Source organism: Syntrophorhabdaceae bacterium (genome assembly GCA_035541755.1).
GTDB lineage: Bacteria > Desulfobacterota > Syntrophorhabdia > Syntrophorhabdales > Syntrophorhabdaceae > PNOF01.
Genome location: DATKMQ010000152.1, coordinates 20,150 through 39,657 on the forward strand (window position 1 = coordinate 20,150; position 19,508 = coordinate 39,657).

The window sequence follows — 19,508 nt, forward strand, 5'->3', positions numbered from 1 at the left end:
AGCCCCCGGCGGTAACGTCGGCAAACCGGCTGTCTCTGAGTCAAGCCCGAAACAAGCCGGGCACACGAACAGCCGGTTTCTTATACCTTAACTGCGCCCTCGGGGCACATTTCCTGACAGCAGTAGCAGCGTATGCACCGGTGATAGTCGAAGATCGGTTCCTTTGCATCAGGCCTTGTTAAGAGCGCATGGGCCGGACAGACCCGGACACAGATCATGCAGGCCTTGCAGAGTTTACTGTCTAGCCTGGGTTTCTTAAGGAAGATGTCTTTTAAGACCCGCCGTGCGAGTGTGGGCAGGTTAAAGTCCGTGTTCATGGTCTTCGGCATCTTAAAGTCACGCAAAGCAGGCGCCTGGCCGGTAATCCGGTAATCAGGTATCAGATTGTGGGTCCTCGCGAGATAGGTGGTGGGTGTGGGATAAGTAAGCGGGAGTATGTTCTCGATCGATTCGTCCAGGGCAAACGCGTCTTTACTCATAGCAAGCATTCCGAGCTTTCTCGGCCTGCCGCTCGAAGGACCGTCCCCGTCCATACCGAGAATGCCGTCGAGAACGGTTATAGAAGGTTTCACTAGTCGGTGGATATCTATAAGGATTGAGGCAAAAAGAGCCCTGTCCTGACCTGCCCTGAGATGCCATTTGGCTTTCTCATAAGCATGGATGAAGCCGAAGGTGTTTTTCACGCCCAGGGTAAGCCCCATCATGGTGTGGGTTTTAAGCTTAGGGAGGTTGACCACCATGTCAAAGTCTTGAGGGTCCTGGCCGAACAGAAACCTCCTATATGGAGAGATGCCATTTAATGATTCTTTAATAATATTATTGTTGAATGCAGCAATACCTAATCCAAGATATCTAATTACATTCATAACTCCTGAAGAACCAAGCACCTTAGCCTGCGATCCATAGCCGGGACTGTCGCCTACAAAGACATGGCAAAGATGATCTTTCAACAATTCGGCGATTGCCCGTACAATCGCTGGATGGGTGGTAACGGCTTTCTCCGGCGTTTTGGCAGACAAAAGATTTGGTTTAAGAAGTACGCGAGCGTCGTGGGGATCCCATCCTATTTCTTGAAAACTTGCGTTTAGAATCCCCTTGAGCGCTTCTATATCATCGTAAGAATCACATGGGGTTATTGCTACGGTTTCCAACCGATCGCCCCTTCTCAAAGTTGGCTTCCAAAAACTTGATCACGATATTACCTTGAGTGCTTATCCAACGAATTGTGGGTTCCGGGCGGTCAAGCTCGTAGAGAACCCTGTAGTAGGTCCTCTGGATGAACGATGTCCCTGTGCTGTCTTGCTGCATGTTCCCCCGTAAGGTAATATCATTAATAAAATCATCAACAGATATGTGAAACATATCCCAAAACCGTTCTTCGTCCTGCACGTCCTCAGTGCCTGTCTTCATGGAAAACTGACCATCCTGTTTGGCGATGGACACGATGGTGTCCCCGAAGGGCCCGTAAACCTCCGCCTTAAACGTTTGGGGATAGTCAAGTTTCAAAGACATTTCACCTGAATACCGAAAATCTCTGGAGGAGACCGTAAGTTCGCACACTGCATCCATGTAATCGATGGTAGAAGGCCAGAGGATGTGTGCCGTCCTGCTTTGAAACAAGGCGCATCCGTGTAGAAAGACAGTAAGGAAAATAAGGAGAAGGCGGAAGGCTAGGGCCCGCTTCACCGTTTTATCTCGGTGATCGCTTTTATCTTTTCCTGAACGAGCTTTTTCTTGTTTTCGTCCTTTTCGAGGTCTACCGATTTCTTGTAGTACGTGAGGGCATGATTATATTCGTTCATGGCTCTGTAGACGTCGCCCACATGTTCGGCAATCGTGGGATCGTCCGGCAGGAGCTGATTGGCCCGTAAAATCTCACCGAGAGCCTCATGGTAATTGCCCTTTTTGTAATGCACCCATCCGAGGCTGTCCAGTATATACCCGTCGTCGGGTCTTTTTGCCAAAGCCTTTTTGATCATGGTCTCGGCTTCGTCCAGTTTGATCCCTTTCTCCGCCAACGAGTAGCCTATGAAATTGAGGGCATTCGTGTATTCCGAGTCTGTCTTTAGCACGTCTTCCATGACGGCAAACGCTTTTTCAGAGTCGCCCTTTCTTTCGTAGAGCATTCCCATCTGGTAAAGGGCGTCAACGTTCTTCGGATCCATTTTAAGAGTTTCCTGCAGTGCTTCTATACCCTTGGTATAATCCATCTTTTCTTCGTAAAGCATGGAAAGAAGGATATAGACTTCATTCTTTTGCCTGGAATCGGGCAAGTACCTCTGAAGTGTGGCGATGCCCTCGTCTATCGAACCCGATCTGATATAAATGAAGGTTGCCTGCTTCAGAGCGGTGACAAATTCCTCCGATTTAGGGTCAATTTTGAGGAATTCTTCGAGCGCCTTCTTTTGGTCGCCTTTCTCCTTCCAGGACATAGCCAGGTAAAGGCGCACGGGATTGTTATCGGGTTTCGCGGCAAGGATCAGAGAAAACTCGTTGATCGCGTCATCGAATCGCTCTTCTTCCAGGTAGAGAAGCCCGATCCTCACGCGAATGGACACGTTTTCCCGATCCATGTCCGAGAGTTCTTGAAAGGCGTGAATCGCCTTATCGTACTCCTTCTGTTTGATAAATATGTCGGCAATCCGTGACCTGGCCTGCTTGTTTGCCGGGTCCACAGCCAGAAGGTTCCTGTAGTACCCGAGGGCTTTGTCATAATTGCCTTCGATTTCATAGAGCACACCCATATCAAGAAGGGCAGCCTCAAAATTTGGTCTTAACTCAAGCACTTTGAGAAGGTACTTCTTGGCCTTCTCATTGTCTTTCAATTCGGCGCTCAGCCTTCCCACATAGTAAAGCGCGAGGATATTCTCGTCATCATAGGCAAGTATCTTCTCATATATGCCCGCTGCATCGGCATACTTTTTTTCTGAGGCGTATAGGGCGCCGAGATACATGTATGCTTCCGTATCTTCTTTGTTGAGCTCGATGCATTTTTCATAAAGAGGCTTGGCTTTGTAGGTTAAGCCCTTCGAGGAATAGATCCCGGCGAGAAGCATGAGCGAGCTGCGATTAGAAGGATTAAGCTTAAGTGCCTGTTCAAGCAGCTCTTCTGCTTTATCCGGTTCGCCCTTCTTTATATGGAGAAAGGCCATATCGGTCCGAATCTCGGAGGACTCCGGGTTGAGCCTTAATGCCTCCTTGTAATGCGTCAGGGCCTCGTCCAAATCCCCTTTTGCTTCGCTTCGATATCCCTCGAGGTAGGCCGTAATCGACGCAGAATAATCGCTGCCATAGAGGGACAGAGGCGCAATGAGTATGAACAATAAGAAAATGATTCTTCTCATCGGCGAACATGTTATCATGGAACAGCCCTGAATATCCATCCGTCACCTGATCAACCGCCCGAATCTCGACCAGCGGATGTACTCAAAAGGATCCTTAGTGTCACTATTCCAGGAAAAGTAGATGACAAGGGCCCTGCCGACAAGGTTCTCTTTTCTCACGGGCCCCCAGAATCGGCTGTCTGCGCTGTTGTCGCGGTTGTCGCCCATTGCAAAGTAGGCATCCTTGGGTACCCTGTAGGGACCATAATTGTCTTTCGGCGCGAACTCCCGCGGAATAGGCGGAGTATCGCGAAAATGTCCCCACGGGTCAGACATCTTCTGTCCGTTGATGTATACGACCTTATCCCTCACCTCTACAGTCTCGCCCTCCGTTGCTATCACCCTCTTGATGAAATCTATGTTTGTATTCTCGGGATACCGGAAGACGATCACATCACCGCGTTTGGGCTGGCCGAGCGTAAACAAAACGTTATCGAAGTACGGTACCTTCACCACATAGCTTAACCGGTTTACCAGCAAATGATCGCCCACAAGAAGGGTCGGCTCCATTGATCCCGAGGGGATCTTATACGCCTGAATAATGAAGCTTCTTACAAATAGTGCAATCAGCGCCGCGATAAGTAGCGACTCGATCCATTCTCTCGTCGTGCTCTTTGTCTTTTGCATTTCCGTTCCTCTTCTTCTTGGTCTTTTTCGTGAAAGCGGCTGAACTACATCTTTTCCGGAGCCGATACCCCGAGGATCGTGAGGCCCTCCCGGATAACCTCTTTCAGCATATAGAGCAACCACAGTCTGGCCACCGTGATCTCGACGGCGTTGCCTAGGACCCTCGTCTTATTATAATAACTATGGAACTTACCCACAAGGTCCATAAGAAAGAAGGTAACACGATGGGGCTCCAGGCTTCTTGCACTCCCATCTATCACGTTGTGAAAATGGAGTATGCCTTTCACGAGGTTTATTTCGTCACTTAAAGTGAGACGACTTATATCGGCGTTGCTCAGGGCGTCTTTCCCGATGCCCTGATCCTCGGCATTCCGAAAAATGCTCTCGATGCGTGCATGGGCGTACTGAACATAGTAGACAGGATTTTCGTTGGTGGTCTTTTTCGCAAGATCGAGATCAAACTCGAGGTGGGCGTCGCATTTTCTCGTCAGAAAGAAGAACCTCGCGGCATCCTTGCCCACATCCTTGACCACTTCGGCGAGCGTGGTGAATTCGCCGGATCGTGTTGACATACCTACCGGTTTCCCATCCTTCAAAAGTGTTACGAACTGGATAAGGAGCACCTTGAGCGCTTCTTTGTCTTTGCCTAAGGCCTCAATCGAAGCTTTAAGCCTGGGAATGTATCCATGATGGTCCGATCCCCAGATATCCACAAGCATGTCGAAAGACCTGTTGAGCTTGTCGCGGTGGTAGGCTATGTCGGATGTAAAATACGTTTTCTCCCCGTCCGACTTGATGAGCACCCTGTCTTCATCTTTTTCAAACAGGCTCGTTTTAAACCATAGGGCGCCGTCTTTCTCGTATGCGTAGCCCTTATCTTTCAGGTAACTGAGCGTGTCATCGACGATGCCTTTATCGAAGAGCGTGCTTTCTTCGTAGTAATTATCGAAGAGAACGCCGAAGTCCTTGAGGTCATTTTTGATCCCCGTCAGTATCTCTGCGCTCGAAAACTTTGACATGAACTCAACAGCTCTATCTTTTTCAGCCGGTATCTGGGCCTTGGTTTCGATCAATTCGCGAGCCAGGTCTTTTACGTAGTCTCCCTGATAGCACTCCTTTGGATAGGATACGCTTTCCCCCTCAAGTTCGCGCCATCTCAGATAGGTCGATTCCCCGAGCGTCTTTATCTGTTTTCCCGCATCGTTTATGTAGTACTCTTTGGCCACATCATATCCCGCGGTCCTCAATATATTGGCAAGGACATCACCGACGACGGCGCCGCGTCCGTGACCGATATGAAGTGGTCCGGTAGGATTGGCGCTCACAAATTCAATGAGGACTTTGTTTCCGTGGCCCACGTTAGGATAAAGCGCGGCTATCCCCTTCTCATAAATATCCTTTAAGAGCGCTAGCCAGACAGGGTCCTTGACGTAGAAATTGATAAAACCCTTTCCTGCTATCTCCACCTTCTCACAGATCAAGCCGGGCTTTATGTGATCGATAAGGAGGCGCGCGATCTGCTCAGGTTTCTGTTTGAGAACAGGGGCCAGCACGAATGCGATGTTTGTCGAATAGTCGCCAAACGTCAAGTCTCTCGGAATCTCGACGAAAGGATCGATACTGTCCTGTCCAAGCGCAAGACCATGTTTTCTGCAGTCGTCACAGGCATCAACGATGATCTGTGCTATCTTCTTTCTCAACATCAGGTTCTACTCCCTCTTTGATAGAAACGTCTTTTGTGAAATCGGGGCACTTCAGAGAGGCATCTTGGGCTCTGAGAAACTTCTTGCGACAGTCCTGCCTCCAGGCGCATACCACGCATATGGTCTTTTCCTGGACCATCAGTCTTCTCTCAGGATCTCCTTATAGAATTGAGGTTTCCTTTCCTTTAGGATGGGCCACTCTCTTCTGACGCGATGCAACTGTTCAAAGTTGATATCGGCAAGAAGAATGCTGTCAGCTCTTCCGGTGGGACCTCCTATGAGTTCGCCTTCCGCATCCACACAGAAGCTCATGCCGTAGAAATCCTGGAGTTCCTCGCTTCCGCCCCTGTTCACCCTCATGATGTACACACCGTTCGAAATTGCATTGCCGGAAATCACGGTCTGCCAGATGTGTTGTGATTTGAACGCGCAGGAAGTGGGCGCAAATACGATGTCGGCCCCTTTCATTCTCAAGATTCGTGTACCTTCGAAATAGAAATTATCCCATGATGCCTGAATGCCGATCTTGCCGTGCAGGGTCTCAAACACAGGGAAGCCGCTGTCCCCGGGAGAGAAATAAAATTTTTCTTCCCAGAGAGGAATGTCCGTTACGTGAATCTTTCTGTAGCACCCAAGCACTTCCCCTGCCTGGAGGATCACGGAGGTGCTGAAATACTTTCCATCTGCTTTTTCAAACATGGGCAGGATAAGTACCGCATCGGTCCCCTTGATTTTGTTTCTGAAGATGGTTACCGTCTCTCCGTCGATACCTTCAGCCATCTGAAAAACTTGAGCGTTACGATCTTTCGGAAACCAGGGGAGGTTGAACAATTCCTGAAAGCAGATGATCTTGGCGCCCTGGGAAAATGCGACGCTCAACATCTTCAATGCCTTTTCAACATTCTTTTCTTTGTCGTCTGAACAGGCGAATTGGATTCCGGAAATCTTCATGTGTCTTTCTTATTTGTGACGTGAACAACCCACCAGAGGTCCAGAGAATGCTTCCTCGTTACCTCCTCGATACACAGGTTGCAGTGATTTGAGAGAAGATCCAGGGTGAGTCCTGACTTCCATCCGAGTCGTATGAAGAGAGGGGCCAGCATCTTCTCTATCGTGAAGAAAAAGGCATTGCCACTGCTGAAGTGGTTAACGATGATAATTTTCCCATTTGTCTTTGTTACTCTTTTGACCTCCGCCATCATCCTTTCGGGGCTCGGCACCACGCTGATCACGAAAGGAATGACCGCGTGGTCAAAGCTATCGTCTTCGAAGGTCAGGTTCTCCGCATCCATTTCGATGAGGTCCACGTGTGTAAGCCCCATTTTCTCTTTTTTCTGTTGCGCCTTTTCGAGCATCTTCCGTGTTATATCTATGCCGACCACGTTGCACGAATTGGGATACAACGACAGAGAGAGGCCGGTTCCCACACCGACTTCAAGAATTCTCTGACCGTTCTTAATGCCGATCTTTTCGAGTCCACACTTTATTCGCGGAGAGAATGCCCTGGAAAAAATAACGTCGTAGACCGGAGAGTATCTGCTATAAATCTTTTTTATTTCTTCTTTTTGCATGCGAATGTGACAAACCTACCAGATGAAAACGAAGCATGTCAAGGAAAAACCAACCCGTCTTCATCCGAAGGGTTCCTGGTGTGCGCCCTTACCCTTGACAGTAATGCAGAAGTGGATCATAGTGTAGGCCCCGTAGAGCAACAATTGTCTTTTATAAATCCTTATTTTATGGTACTTTATGCGTTATGTTTGGCATAGGTTTTCCCGAACTCATCGTTATTCTGATTGTGGCGTTGCTTGTGGTTGGCCCTTCCAGACTGCCGGAACTCGCGCGCTCACTCGGGAAGGCGCTTAATGAGTTCAAGCGGATGGCCGATGACGTGAAGGAGACGCTCGATCAAGAGTTGGCCAGGACGGATTCGGCCGAGCACGAGACTGAGCAAGGAGTGGATAAGAAAGTGCCGGATCAGGAAACCGAAAAGGCCTCCGGGAGAACCGAGAAAACCGATGACGCGTCAGCGGGGCAACCCAGGAAAGCCTGACGGCGTCCCGGAGTTGATGGTCTATGACGAAGCAGATCGAGGCGGATGAAAAACAGCCTTTTCTATCTCACCTGAAAGAGCTGAGAGACAGGATACTTGTCTGTGTCATTGCCGTGGGGATCGCATTTGTAATCACCTACCGATTTAAGGAAAAGATTTTTGCGTTTCTCATGGAGCCGTTCGTTAAAGTGATGCCCCCGAAAAGCTTCTTTATATTTACCGGCATCACCGAGGCGTTCATAACCTACTTCAAAATAGCCATCGTGAGTGCTGTCTTTCTGGCTTTACCCGTTGTGCTCTACGAGTTCTGGAAATTTGTTTCACCGGGACTCTATGAGAAGGAGAAACGGTACGTCTATCCCTTTATTGTCTGGGGCAGTTTTTGTTTCCTCCTCGGGCTTTCGTTCTGCTACTTTCTGGTGCTGCCCTTTGTGTACAAGTTTTTCGTCGGATACTCCGCCGAGTTCATTGTTCCCATGCCGGACCTCAAGGGATATATGGCTATCACGCTGAAGATGCTTACGGTATTCGGGATAATATTCGAACTGCCCCTTGTGGTCTACTATCTTTCAAAGGCAGGCATCATTCATTACCGAATGCTCACGACCAAACGAAGATACGCCATATTGGCCATATTCATTGTCACTGCCATAGTGGTTTCCTCCGATGCGGCCGGGCTCGTGCTCGTGGCGCTACCCCTCTGGGGTCTCTACGAAGTGAGCATTCTTATCGCTCGATTCTTCGGGAAGAAGGAGATTCTCAATGAAAGCTCTTGATGTTGTGATACTGGCTGCCGGAAAAGGCGAGAGGATGGTATCGAGCAAGCCGAAGGTAATGCACGAGATCATGGGAAGGTCTATGATTGATTACGTGGTTGACACGGCATCCAAACTGGAACCGGCAACAATAATCGTTGTAACGGGTTACGGCAGAGAAGAGGTCGAAGCGCATCTCGCAGGCAAACCTGTTGTTTGCGCCGTGCAGAAAGAACAAAGGGGAACGGCGCACGCGCTCCTTTCGTCGGAAGAGTTTCTCACGGGCAATGACGTGCTTGTGCTCTACGGTGATGTTCCTCTCATGGAACCGTCAACGCTCAAAGAGTTCGTGTCATTCTATGAGAAGGATAAACAGATTACCTTCATGACCACACTCGTATCTGACCCGAGCGGCTATGGACGAATTATTTCTGATGGCGACAGGATTCTCCACATCAGAGAGGAGATCGACGCATCGCCTGAGGAGCGAAAGATCAAGGAGATAAATACCGGGATATGCCTGATCCCCGGTAAGTGCATGGCTTATGTGCGCGAGATTGGCGCCGATAATAAGAAAGGCGAGCATTATCTGACCGACATTTGCGGGGTCGCGGCCAGCAAAGGAGAAGTGGTCAGGGCCTACCGCCATCTGAGCGCCTCTGAGGTGCTCGGAACGAATTCCCGCAAGGAGCTTTTGGAAGCCAACATGACGGTGAGGATGCGAATTCTCGAAAGGCATCTCAAGAACGGAGTGTCATTCGCGGACAGTAATGTCTATATTGAGGATGATGTTCAAATCGGGAGAGATGTGATGATATTCCCCAATTGTTATATCACGGGAAAAACTGCGATCGGCAACCGGGTGACGGTGGGACCGAATGTGATTATCCGTGATTCGATCATTCATGACGATGTCGAGATAGAAGGATTTGTGGTAATGGAGGGCGTTGAACTCAAAGCCGGCGCCAAGGCGGGTCCTTTTTCACGCTTAAGACCGAAGTCAGTTGTAGAGAAAGGGGCCAAAATAGGGAACTTCGTGGAAGTGAAAAATTCCGTGATCGGCGAGGGATCAAAGGCGAGTCATCTCACCTATATTGGCGATTCGACGATCGGAAAGAAAGTTAATATCGGCGCAGGAACCATAACATGCAACTATGACGGCGTAAAGAAACACAAGACCGTGATCGAAGATGAAGTCTTCGTAGGGAGCAATACGGAACTCGTCGCCCCTGTCACCATAGGAAAGGGCGCCGTCATCGGTGCAGGCACAACCGTTACAAAAAATGTCCCGGAGGGGGCACTTGCAATCACGCGGGTTCAACAGAAACATATCGCGGGATACGGGAGGAAGAAGAAATGTGCGGAATAGTCGGATACGAGGGCGGCAAAGAAGCGTGCGATATACTCATTGAAGCTTTAAAAAGACTCGAGTACAGAGGATACGATTCTGCCGGTATCGCGATCTGGGACAAGGGAAACATCAAGGTAGAGCGCAAGAAGGGGAAAGTTGAAGAGCTGAAAAAGACCGTATGCGATGGCACGTTCAGAGGTAAGCTCGGCCTCGCGCACACGCGATGGGCCACCCATGGAACCCCCTCGGAAAAGAATGCACATCCACACAAGGCGGGTGATGTGGTAGTAGTACATAACGGCATCATCGAGAATTATATAGAGCTCAAAAAGGAGCTCAAGAGGGAAGGGCACAAGTTCTTGTCGGATACGGACACTGAAGTCATCCCCCATCTCATCATCCATCATATGGACCAGGGAAAAGCTTTCCTTGATGCTGTGTGCGCCGCGCTCAAAGACCTCAAAGGCTCATACGCTCTGGGTATTTTAAAGGAAAAAGAAAGAATCCTCGTGGCCGCGAAAAAAGAGAGCCCGCTCATTATAGGCGTGGGAGTGGGGGAGTACTTTATTGCCAGTGATGCGCCTGCCATTATCAATAGGACAAACAGATTTATCTTTCTCGAAGACAACGACATGGCCGTCATCAAAGACAACTCTTTGCGATTGATGAATACGGACGGAGAGAAGGTTGAAAGGAAGATCCATCAGGTGCAATGGTCTGATGCGATGGCCGAGAAAGGCGGATACAAACACTTTATGCTCAAGGAGATTTTTGAGCAGCCTCGCGCCATTTCTGAAACGCTGCTCGGAAGAATTAAGGAAGAGAAGGGCGAGATTGATTTCGAAGAGATCAAATTGCCGGATGTGAAGAAGATCGGTAAGATATGGATGGTGGCGTGCGGAACGTCGTACCATGCCTGTATGATAGGAAAGCACATTTTCGAGTCGAATCTTAAGATACCTGTTGAGACTGATATCGCCTCGGAATTCAGATACAGAGACCCTATCGTTTCATCAAACGATCTCATGATTGTGGTGTCGCAATCGGGGGAGACTGCGGATACGATTGCGGCCATGAAAGAAGCCAAGAAGAAAGGCGCCTATACCTTGTCCATATGCAATGTGCTCGGCAGCACCCTTGCCCGTGACGCGGACAGCGTTATCTTCACGCATGCGGGCCCCGAGATCGGTGTGGCCTCCACCAAGGCTTTCACCACGCAGATCTCGGTCATCTTCATGCTCATGCTTTACATAGGAAAAAGGCTGGGGGTCCTCGACGTTGAGGATATGAGAAATCACATCCACGAGATGAAGAGAATTCCCCACAAAATGCAGACGATTCTCGAAATGGCCCCTATGATTGAAGAAGCTGCCCGGAAATACATGGCGTGTAAAGATTTTCTTTATCTGGGAAGGGGCATACACTTTCCCACAGTGCTCGAAGGCGCGCTCAAGCTCAAAGAAATCTCTTATATCCATGCCGAGGCCTATGCGGCCGGCGAAATGAAGCATGGTCCCATTGCTTTAATAGACGAGCAAATGCCCGTGGTCTTCGTTTCTCCTGTGGACCAAACGTACAAAAAGACATGCAGTAACATGGAAGAAGTCATTGCAAGGAGAGGGCGCATCGTTCTCCTCACAGACAAAGAGGAGCACGAGATGCAAAGACGGGTTGACTCTTACTTTGTGCTGCCTGATACGATTTACGAGTTACAGCCTATTCTCAACGTGGTGCCTCTCCAGCTTTTGGCCTACTATATCGCTAATCTCCTGGGTACGGACGTGGATCAGCCGCGTAACCTGGCAAAAAGCGTGACCGTTGAATAGGGCAGGGCGTTTACTCGCAACGTGAGCTTAGGCGTTATGGTTTAAGGAGACAGACACAGAACACAGTTTCAGAACAGATAACTTGGGGGATCAATGGAAGTTTTTGATAGAAGCAATTCGAGGAATACCGGCGAATTGCCAATTCTTACTTCATGGATGCTAATTAGCCCCCTAAACTCAACGGCACAGGATCTGTCTTTGCAGGTTTCCGAAATTCCTGTTGGCTCGGAGCAACCTCTGCACGTCCACGCCCCCGAACAATGCTATTACATCATAAGGGGAAAGGGTCTCATGACCGTAGAGGAAGAGACGAGAGAAGTCTCTGCAGGGAACGCAGTCTATATACCATCTAACAAGCGGCATGGTATCAGAAACACCGGAAACGAAGTTCTGGAATACCTGACAGCCAATTCGCCGGCATTTGAGCACGATTACGAGACGAGACTCTGGACGGCAAGGGCGCTTGGCGCGTAGTCTATACGAAATTCTACTCTTTCTTTTATCCTCGATTCTTCGCGATGGACCCAATCCACAGGCAGAAGTCGCATATCGACGGAAGACAGCAGGCGTGCGATTTCAGTAAGAAGAAATCACCTTCTCGCGTAATAATGAAGCAAGAAGATGGACTAACCATTTATAACCATAAACCTGTGCTTTGCGCACTTTTATGGCTTGTCTTACAAAAAAGCGCCGGCAGAGCTTATCGTGCCAAAGTGAGAGAAAAATGGAATGGATTGCTGTTCTATGACTTTATTATCAGTCTACGATTCCGTTGAAGGTGTTTGGAATCTGAGAACCTGAAAAGCGGCATCGACAACGCGAGGATCGTAGTACCCCTTGTCAGATGTTTTACGAATTTCGTTGAGCGCCAGCTTGACGTCCCAGGCACCTCGATAGGGACGCCACGAGGTCATGGCCCCGTACGCCTCGGCCACAGCGGTAATGCGTGCGCCCACGGGTATTTCTTCGCCCCTCAAGCCATCGGGGTATCCATTGCCATTCCACGCTTCGTGGTGGTGCTTGACGATCTCGAGAAGCGATTCGTTCACGTAGCCGAGACGCTTAAGCGACGCTACACTTTCTATAACATACTTCTCCACATATTTTATCTCCTGTTCCGTGAGACTTGCAGGGCGGTTCAATATGTGGTGAGGTATCGCCTCCTTGCCTATGTCCTGCAAGAATCCCGCCTGCAGTATCGTATTCTTCAGCTCTTCATTGAGCTGCATCTGATCGGCTATCGCGTAGGAGAGCATCCCCACGAGAAGTCCCCTGCCTACGGACCCGTCGAGCGACTCCACAGACAGAACAAGATCAAAGGGAGCTTTAATACTTGCTTCGATATCGGCGTACCGGCTTGATATTGACGGCGGTATAACGGACGAATCGTGCCACCGGCTTCTGATGGACTTAACTTCAAAGACCGGTATCTTATGGAGCTTACCTTTAAGTTGAAATTTCTCGAATTCGTCCCGTTTGAGGTTAGCATCGGCGTAGGCGAGGCGTATCTCGGTGGATTCCGGATCAAGATTGAGCGCCTGCTCAAAGCATGAAATAGCTGCCGTGGCATCATGTAACCCAAAATGAATCTTACCGGTCTGGTACAGGAGATCTGCGCTCTCGCCTTCTTCGGCAAGCCTCGCTTCAAGCACCCGCAGTTGTTCGAGCAACGTTTTATCAACCTGCCGGCTATAACCCATATTTCTCAACTTCACGAAATTAACAAAAGGTTCTACTTGCTTGCAGGTAAACTCGTCAACATAGATCCTTTCGGGTTGACATATCTCTTCCAAACGTTTTGCTACATTGACGCGGTCTCCTATTGCGCTGTATGCCTGGCGGTGTACCCCCATCATGCCCACAATAGTGTAGCCCGTTGCCACACCGATTCTTAAGCGCCAGGGGAGCCCTATCTCCTTCATCTTCTCCTGCATCTTCAGACCTGCGAGAACGGCCATCAGGGCGTGTTGAGCGTAATCGATGGGCGCTCCGAACTCGACCATGACCCCGTCACCCATATACTTGTCTATGTGCCCACGAAACAATTCCACTACAGGTTCGATGTGTCCGATGAATCTGTTCAATTCGTCGAGTACGATATCGGGAGGATTCTGGTCGGAGTAGGTGGTGAATTCCGTGAGGTCACAGAACATGATACTGATCTCCCGTTTCTCAATGCGGAGTTTACCTTCGGTTGCGAGCTTTGCGACAACAGGATCCATGGTGGCATAGAGGGTTCTTTCGACCTTCTCCTTCATCTCTTCGGTAACACGGCTTCTTTTCAACTCCTCATATAAGCGGCGTGTTTCCTCAAATCCTTTGGAGAGTCTCTCCTGGAGCGATCCGATGCCGACACTCGTGAGTGCAAGAAATCCTCCCCAGATAATTATCATGAATAAGGTGCTGAAAACATTTCCGCCTACCTCGAACCATTCGGGCCTGATAAAAGCGGAGACGACCACCACGAGAATGATGTTTAAACATGCGTACAGGGCCTTTCGCTTTCCAAGGATGTACGCGGCAAGCAGCACCGGGAGGTAAAAGAGATTCAGAAAAGCAAACTTGAACGGAAGTATAAAGAAAACCGCTATAACGAGAATAGCAATGAGCAGTACGAAAGCCAGCTCAAGGTGCCGGATAACAAAATTCCGAAAACGAATCGCGCTTCCTACGCCAAAGGCTTCCGCGACCCTGAAATCGGGCCACTGATCCTCTGGAGGGGGTATCGCACTATTTTCTTCTTCAGGACTGGGAGGCCTCATGTCCTATCACCGTTGCGTCGCTGAAAAGACTCGATTTCTTCATGAATTCTACCTTTTAACATGGTCATACGTTTTTGTCAATCGTAATATTGTAAAGCAAAAAATAGCACTTATAGATGATTATCGGTGGTTTTAGATTGCAATTAAGCAAAACTTGTGTGATATTTAAGCGGAATCCCTCATGGGCCTCATACAATCACTCTTCACTGACCCTCTCTCGTTTGTGCTCTTTGCTATCCCTCTTCTCTACTCGATCATTTTCCATGAACTGGCGCATGGTTTGGTTGCCTATAAAATGGGGGATCCCACGGCAAAGTGGCTTGGCCGATTGAGCCTTGACCCGCGCCGGCATCTTGATCCCATAGGAACCGTGGCCCTCTTCCTTGTCGGCTTCGGGTGGGCTAAACCGGTGCCTGTCAACTTTGCCAATCTCCGTCCGCAGAGGTTGGGGCTTATCCTTGTTTCGGCCGCAGGGATCACGGCTAACCTGATCCTGGCGTTCTTCTCTTTCTTTGCCATGCAGTTTGCACCTCCCTACCTCTTCGAAGGATTAAGCAACATGGGGCGCATCAATATTATGCTTGCTTCTTTCAATCTCATTCCCATACCACCCCTTGACGGCTCAAAAATCCTCATGGGTTTTTCCACGAGACGGTTCCAGTACACGCTCCAGCAGATTGAACCGTACGGCATGTTTATCCTCATCGGCCTGCTCCTGATAGGCGCATTAAATAGGCCGATCATTTTGATTGAGACCGTTCTCGCTCATATCATAAGGTTCCTCGTTTCGTAGGCCCCTTAAACGGCTTCACTGACGCCCACGCGCATAATCCCCCATTGAAGAGCAATGGGCCATGATGTATACTATGGCAAATCTTTTTTTGAGGCGTGCCTTACGTGATGAAGGACACAACTAAACGAGTCTTGAACATAGCCCTTTCATTCATTGGCATCGGAGTGGTGATATTCTACAATCTTTGTAGCGGTACCTGTTCATATTTGAGAGGATCGGTCTTCAACATAGACCTCAAGTACATCGGCGCCTCGTACATGGTAGCCTTCATGGTTGTCAATCTTTTCCGATGGTCGCTGCCCGCGTTGCTCCTTGCGTCAGCGGCGCTCGGTATCGAATTCTATCTCATCGGATTCCAGGTGAGATACTGGACGTTCTGCCATTTCTGTCTCGCTTTCGGCGGCGTGATAATAGTCCAGTTCATCCTCAATTTTGATCGCCTGAAGAAATGGCACATGATTTTCGGAGCGGTTATAGGCCTGCTTTTCTTTATCTTGTTCTTCAAGGGATCGATCCTGCCGACATACAATTTCAGCCTTTCCAGCAGGTTTGGCGCAGGTGGGTAAGAGAAAGAGAGTCAAGATTATCGGGATCATGTCCGGAACGTCTCATGATGGTGCGGACGCGGCGCTCGTCGAAGTTTACCCTGAGACGGGATCAGACCCACACGATTTACGTATTCGCGTTGTAAGCCATACTCACCTCCCATATAGAAAAGATCTCAGAATGGAGATTGCGCAAGCATTTGACGGCAATACCGAACGTATATGCAGGTTGAATTATGTGTTGGGAGAGGTTTTTGCCCGTGCGGCCCTGACGCTCCTAAAGCAAGCGGGCCTGCCCTCAAGCGAGATTGACGCGATCGCCTCCCACGGACAGACCATATACCACATACCGCCGGCCCCTCGAAGAGGCGGTTCAACCCTGCAAATCGGTGAAGCGGCGGTCATTGCAGAACGAACAGGTATATTGACTATTTCCGATTTCAGGGCACGCGATATAGCAGCGGGCGGACAGGGCGCACCGCTCGTGCCGCTCGCGGACTACCTGCTCTTTAGAAGGGAAGGACGGAAACGGGCCGTGTTGAATATCGGGGGTATGGCTAACGTTACCATCGTGTCCGAAGGACGCGACGAGACCGTTGCCTTCGACACCGGACCCGGCAATGCCCTCATAGATGAGACGGTGAGACTCTTTGGCCTGGGCACATATCCCTACGATAGAAACGGCTCTTTTGCAAGGTCCGGCACGCTAAGTAAGAAGCTTCTCGCGACTCTCTTATCGCACCCCTTCTTCCGGAAAGCTCCTCCCAAATCTACCGGCAGAGAAACTTTTGGAACGGAGTACGTGCGAGATCTTGTGAAGAAAAATGGAACCGTAGAATCGAAAGACATACTCTGTACTCTCACGCATTTGACTGCCGTCAGCATATTTCGCGCGATCAGACCTTTTACGCCGGATGAAATCATTGTGACCGGGGGCGGCGTGAAGAACCGATTTCTCATGATGCTTCTGGAAGAGTTATTCCGCGGGGTTTCCGTGAGAAGTGTGGCTGATTACGGTATTCCCATAGAGGCAAAAGAGGCGGTAAGTTTTGCGATCCTCGGTTACGAAACGCTTAAGCGCAGGCCGGGAAACATTCCGCGCGCTACCGGCGCGGCGCATAACGTTATTCTCGGAAAGATCACGCTGCCTTGATCTTCCGCTACGGCGCCTCTGACGGTAGCTCATTCCCCCATCCGGTGAGTGAAAGAGAATAAATTTGGTTTTGAAATACTATTCTCAATCTCCCTCATGACGTTTGCGCACACGAGTGATTTCCCGCCCTTTATTTAATGTTGACTTTGCGCTCCGTTTCCCTTAAGATATGCGAACCAATAGCGGGGTGGAGCAGTCAGGTAGCTCGTCGGGCTCATAACCCGAAGGTCACTGGTTCAAATCCGGTCCCCGCAACCAAACAACATTAAGGACCTGCGCATTTTGCAGGTCCTTTTCTTTTACTGCACGGAACATACAAGCTTAGACACGAAGGGCTGACCGGCGTGGACGTGCGAAGGTGACATCTCTTGAATGCTGCAAGACCCGGCGCATTAATTAGGTGTGATGCTTGAGAATGCCGATCCGTGAGCGGGGCCGGATAGACCTTACCGTAGACTCCGCCAGGAGAGTACGCCTTAGCGTGCATGACCGTTTACGCCGCATAGCTCGCAACAGTCATTCTGATCATCAATCCCTTGTCAACCGAATGACAGGCGCCTGCGAATATCAGGAGCCCGTGCAGGAGAATTTATGGAGGTGTAGATCTATAATCGCGCAGGATCACTCAACCAGGAAACCCTTGCTCACCGCCATGAGGTCATTGACAAGCGTTTCATAATCCAGCTTCTTGTTCTTGATTCTTTCTCTTTCTGCAATCTTCTCCTTGTGAAACCTGATGATCTCCGGAGTGAAGGGAAGATTTCCCGTGTCAAAGTATCGTACCGCCCCCTGAGCGTCCTTTATTGACATGACTTTGCAGGGGCTCGCGGAATTAGTGGCGAAGGGATTGTCAAGGATTCCCTTTTTTATCGCCGCTATCGTACCAATCATCACGTCTCCTTCTCCCATTTCAAGGACTTTATCGACGATACATCTCGCCTCCCTCTTTACCGCTTCAGTTTCGATTCGAAGGGCGGCACTGTCTACTTCTATCTTCTGACTCTGGAGAAAATTCTCCATAGCCTTGGCCGTGCGGAAAGAATACGCGGTGTCTTCTTTTGTTGGGATTCCTTTGGCCTCAGCAACCGTCCTGATGTCGTTTGCCTGCGCTTCGCACAATTTAGCCATAAGGGTGTTCATAAATATGACCGCAAAAGAAGAGCCGGCTTCCAACGGATACTGAACAAGCGAAAAGCTCACCGAAGCAAAGACATCTATTCCTTTGTAGCCGAACTTATCCAGATATTCGCGAGAGAGTTCCCGCAATGTTCTGGCCGTCGCCACATCCTGCGCCAAATTGCCGTGAGCGGCAAAGTGACATCGGACGTTCTTCACGCCCTGTTCAGCCATCATCAATAGCTGGACCAGAATGGCAGAGATCTGTAAGCTCGGAGTAATGCCCGCGCCGTATAGCCCCTGGCAGGACGCGCAGATGGGCACCCCGTGTTCCTCGTAATAGCCTATCAGCCTCTGGCTGTAACGGTGTGTCAGGAGGGATGTTTCAAGGGCCACTCTCGCATTATGATGCCAGAAATCCATCAACGCATCCACAGCACCTGCGGTGTGGCCGCCTGCAAAACCGATTTCATCTATGAGTCTGGGATCTGCGGCCCCATAGCGCATCGATAGGGGCGATTTCACTGCCGAAACGACTTTTCTGAACCCCGAAACCCCGTGGTTCACGAGAGGTAAACCATTGAGGACGGATTTTCCCCTCTTTACGCTCTCTTCAAGCCTTCGACCAGCTTCCGTAAAATCCAGCTGTCTCGAGAAACTGTCTACCGACGTTCCGAGAATATCCGCAAGTCCTTCCTGCTCCACATAGGTAAGGAGTTCGATTTGTTCCTCAATGGTTGCCTTGCCCATGCCTGTGATGGCGTACGTCTCACCATGCTCCCTGGCGTAGCGCATTTTATAGACCCAATTCTTCTCCGGAAGCAGACTGCTGTGAAAGGCGATCGCCTCATCAAGGTCCACATCTTTTCCCGTGGGCCACTGTGTGAGAACCTCCTCTCTTTCTTTGAAGAATTCTTCATCGGTCAGCTTTCTATTCCTGATTTCCATTACCGGCTCCTTCTGGCTGTAATATCCGCTTCAAGATCAGCGATGGCCTTTGTAGGCATGGTGCCGGGCGGATATACTCGATCTATACCCATATCCACAAACTTCTTTTCTGCCTCTGTCCATGCCGCCTCGCCGACGAGTAGGTAGCCGCCCAAATACAGAAGGACCTTGTTGAGTCCCGCCTCAACGCACTTCTCTCTCAGGCCGGGTATAAGCGCTTCAGCGTGGCCGCTGAGAGAAGAAATCAGGATTGCATCCGCATTTGTTTCAATAGCACCCTCAACAAACTCTGTCTGCGATACCTGAGACCCCAGGGGTACGACCTTGAATCCCGCTTTACCCAGGGCATACTCGAGTATTCTTATGCCGACGATATGGACATCGTCTCCTATCACCCCTGTCACTATTGTTCCTTTGGATTGAATGTCATTGTTCATGAGGTCCTCGATTTCAAATGGCCCTGGCTCCGGAATGATTTCCCTACTTCACCGCC

The 19,508-nt window shown here is 49.7% G+C and carries 18 protein-coding genes and 1 tRNA gene; 9 read left to right on the plus strand and 10 right to left on the minus strand.

Annotated features, from left to right (window positions below; all coding sequences use genetic code 11):
- Positions 1-80 precede the first annotated feature (80 nt).
- The 7 genes from VMT62_14790 to VMT62_14820 all read right to left on the minus strand — a co-directional run bounded on the left by VMT62_14790 (position 81) and on the right by VMT62_14820 (position 7,284).
- A complete protein-coding gene (locus tag VMT62_14790) occupies positions 81-1,151 on the minus strand; it encodes a DUF362 domain-containing protein (GenBank protein HVN97694.1) in 1,071 nt (356 codons plus the stop codon).
- A complete protein-coding gene (locus VMT62_14795; protein HVN97695.1) occupies positions 1,123-1,506 on the minus strand; it encodes a hypothetical protein in 384 nt (127 codons plus the stop codon). The genes VMT62_14790 and VMT62_14795 overlap by 29 nt, the downstream gene beginning before the upstream one ends.
- Before the next feature lie 176 nt (positions 1,507-1,682).
- On the minus strand, positions 1,683-3,344 hold the full coding sequence (locus tag VMT62_14800; protein ID HVN97696.1) for a tetratricopeptide repeat protein: 1,662 nt from the start codon (positions 3,342-3,344) through the stop codon (positions 1,683-1,685).
- Positions 3,345-3,386: 42 nt separating this feature from the next.
- Positions 3,387-4,010 (minus strand): signal peptidase I, encoded by a 624-nt coding sequence (lepB, locus tag VMT62_14805; GenBank protein HVN97697.1) that lies wholly within the window; start codon positions 4,008-4,010, stop codon positions 3,387-3,389.
- Positions 4,011-4,054: 44 nt separating this feature from the next.
- The gene (gene argS / locus VMT62_14810; GenBank protein ID HVN97698.1) at positions 4,055-5,713 is read right to left on the minus strand and encodes an arginine--tRNA ligase; all 1,659 of its coding nucleotides are present in this window, start codon (positions 5,711-5,713) and stop codon (positions 4,055-4,057) included.
- 138 nt (positions 5,714-5,851) lie between these two features.
- Positions 5,852-6,664, minus strand: coding sequence for a nitrilase-related carbon-nitrogen hydrolase (locus VMT62_14815; GenBank protein ID HVN97699.1), 813 nt, complete (start codon positions 6,662-6,664; stop codon positions 5,852-5,854).
- On the minus strand, positions 6,661-7,284 hold the full coding sequence (locus tag VMT62_14820; protein ID HVN97700.1) for a methyltransferase domain-containing protein: 624 nt from the start codon (positions 7,282-7,284) through the stop codon (positions 6,661-6,663). Before VMT62_14820 ends, VMT62_14815 begins: the two co-directional genes overlap by 4 nt.
- 185 nt (positions 7,285-7,469) lie before the next feature.
- Between VMT62_14820 and tatB the strand changes: the two genes are divergently transcribed.
- The 5 genes from tatB (at position 7,470) to VMT62_14845 (ending at position 12,172) form a co-directional block, all read left to right on the plus strand.
- Entirely contained in the window at positions 7,470-7,766 is a 297-nt protein-coding gene (tatB, locus tag VMT62_14825; protein ID HVN97701.1) for a Sec-independent protein translocase protein TatB, read from the plus strand.
- 23 nt (positions 7,767-7,789) lie between these two features.
- The gene (gene tatC, locus VMT62_14830; protein ID HVN97702.1) at positions 7,790-8,542 is read left to right on the plus strand and encodes a twin-arginine translocase subunit TatC; all 753 of its coding nucleotides are present in this window, start codon (positions 7,790-7,792) and stop codon (positions 8,540-8,542) included.
- Positions 8,529-9,890 carry a bifunctional UDP-N-acetylglucosamine diphosphorylase/glucosamine-1-phosphate N-acetyltransferase GlmU gene (gene glmU / locus VMT62_14835; GenBank protein ID HVN97703.1) on the plus strand — a complete coding sequence of 454 codons (1,362 nt, stop codon included), beginning with the start codon at positions 8,529-8,531 and terminating at the stop codon, positions 9,888-9,890. The genes tatC and glmU overlap by 14 nt, the downstream gene beginning before the upstream one ends.
- Positions 9,878-11,698: a glutamine--fructose-6-phosphate transaminase (isomerizing) gene (glmS, locus tag VMT62_14840; protein HVN97704.1), complete on the plus strand. Its 1,821-nt coding sequence runs from the start codon at positions 9,878-9,880 to the stop codon at positions 11,696-11,698. The genes glmU and glmS (VMT62_14840) overlap by 13 nt, the downstream gene beginning before the upstream one ends.
- A gap of 156 nt (positions 11,699-11,854) precedes the next feature.
- Positions 11,855-12,172: a cupin domain-containing protein gene (locus VMT62_14845; protein HVN97705.1), complete on the plus strand. Its 318-nt coding sequence runs from the start codon at positions 11,855-11,857 to the stop codon at positions 12,170-12,172.
- A gap of 287 nt (positions 12,173-12,459) precedes the next feature.
- Here the strand turns inward: VMT62_14845 and VMT62_14850 are convergent, their stop codons facing one another.
- The gene (locus VMT62_14850) at positions 12,460-14,460 is read right to left on the minus strand and encodes an HD domain-containing phosphohydrolase (GenBank protein HVN97706.1); all 2,001 of its coding nucleotides are present in this window, start codon (positions 14,458-14,460) and stop codon (positions 12,460-12,462) included.
- A 181-nt stretch (positions 14,461-14,641) separates the two neighbouring features.
- Here VMT62_14850 and VMT62_14855 point away from each other — a divergent pair, with 181 nt between their 5' ends.
- The 4 genes from VMT62_14855 (at position 14,642) to VMT62_14870 (ending at position 17,209) form a co-directional block, all read left to right on the plus strand.
- Positions 14,642-15,253, plus strand: coding sequence for a site-2 protease family protein (locus VMT62_14855; GenBank protein HVN97707.1), 612 nt, complete (start codon positions 14,642-14,644; stop codon positions 15,251-15,253).
- Between the two features lie 104 nt (positions 15,254-15,357).
- Positions 15,358-15,819 (plus strand): hypothetical protein, encoded by a 462-nt coding sequence (locus tag VMT62_14860; protein ID HVN97708.1) that lies wholly within the window; start codon positions 15,358-15,360, stop codon positions 15,817-15,819.
- The gene (locus VMT62_14865; GenBank protein HVN97709.1) at positions 15,812-16,951 is read left to right on the plus strand and encodes an anhydro-N-acetylmuramic acid kinase; all 1,140 of its coding nucleotides are present in this window, start codon (positions 15,812-15,814) and stop codon (positions 16,949-16,951) included. The genes VMT62_14860 and VMT62_14865 overlap by 8 nt, the downstream gene beginning before the upstream one ends.
- 181 nt (positions 16,952-17,132) lie before the next feature.
- Positions 17,133-17,209: transfer RNA gene (locus VMT62_14870), tRNA-Met, on the plus strand.
- A gap of 363 nt (positions 17,210-17,572) precedes the next feature.
- Here VMT62_14870 and VMT62_14875 read toward each other — a convergent pair.
- The gene (locus VMT62_14875) at positions 17,573-19,015 is read right to left on the minus strand and encodes a methylaspartate mutase subunit E (GenBank protein HVN97710.1); all 1,443 of its coding nucleotides are present in this window, start codon (positions 19,013-19,015) and stop codon (positions 17,573-17,575) included.
- On the minus strand, positions 19,015-19,452 hold the full coding sequence (gene glmS / locus VMT62_14880; protein HVN97711.1) for a methylaspartate mutase subunit S: 438 nt from the start codon (positions 19,450-19,452) through the stop codon (positions 19,015-19,017). The genes VMT62_14875 and glmS (VMT62_14880) overlap by 1 nt, the downstream gene beginning before the upstream one ends.
- Between the last annotated feature and the right edge of the window lie 56 nt (positions 19,453-19,508).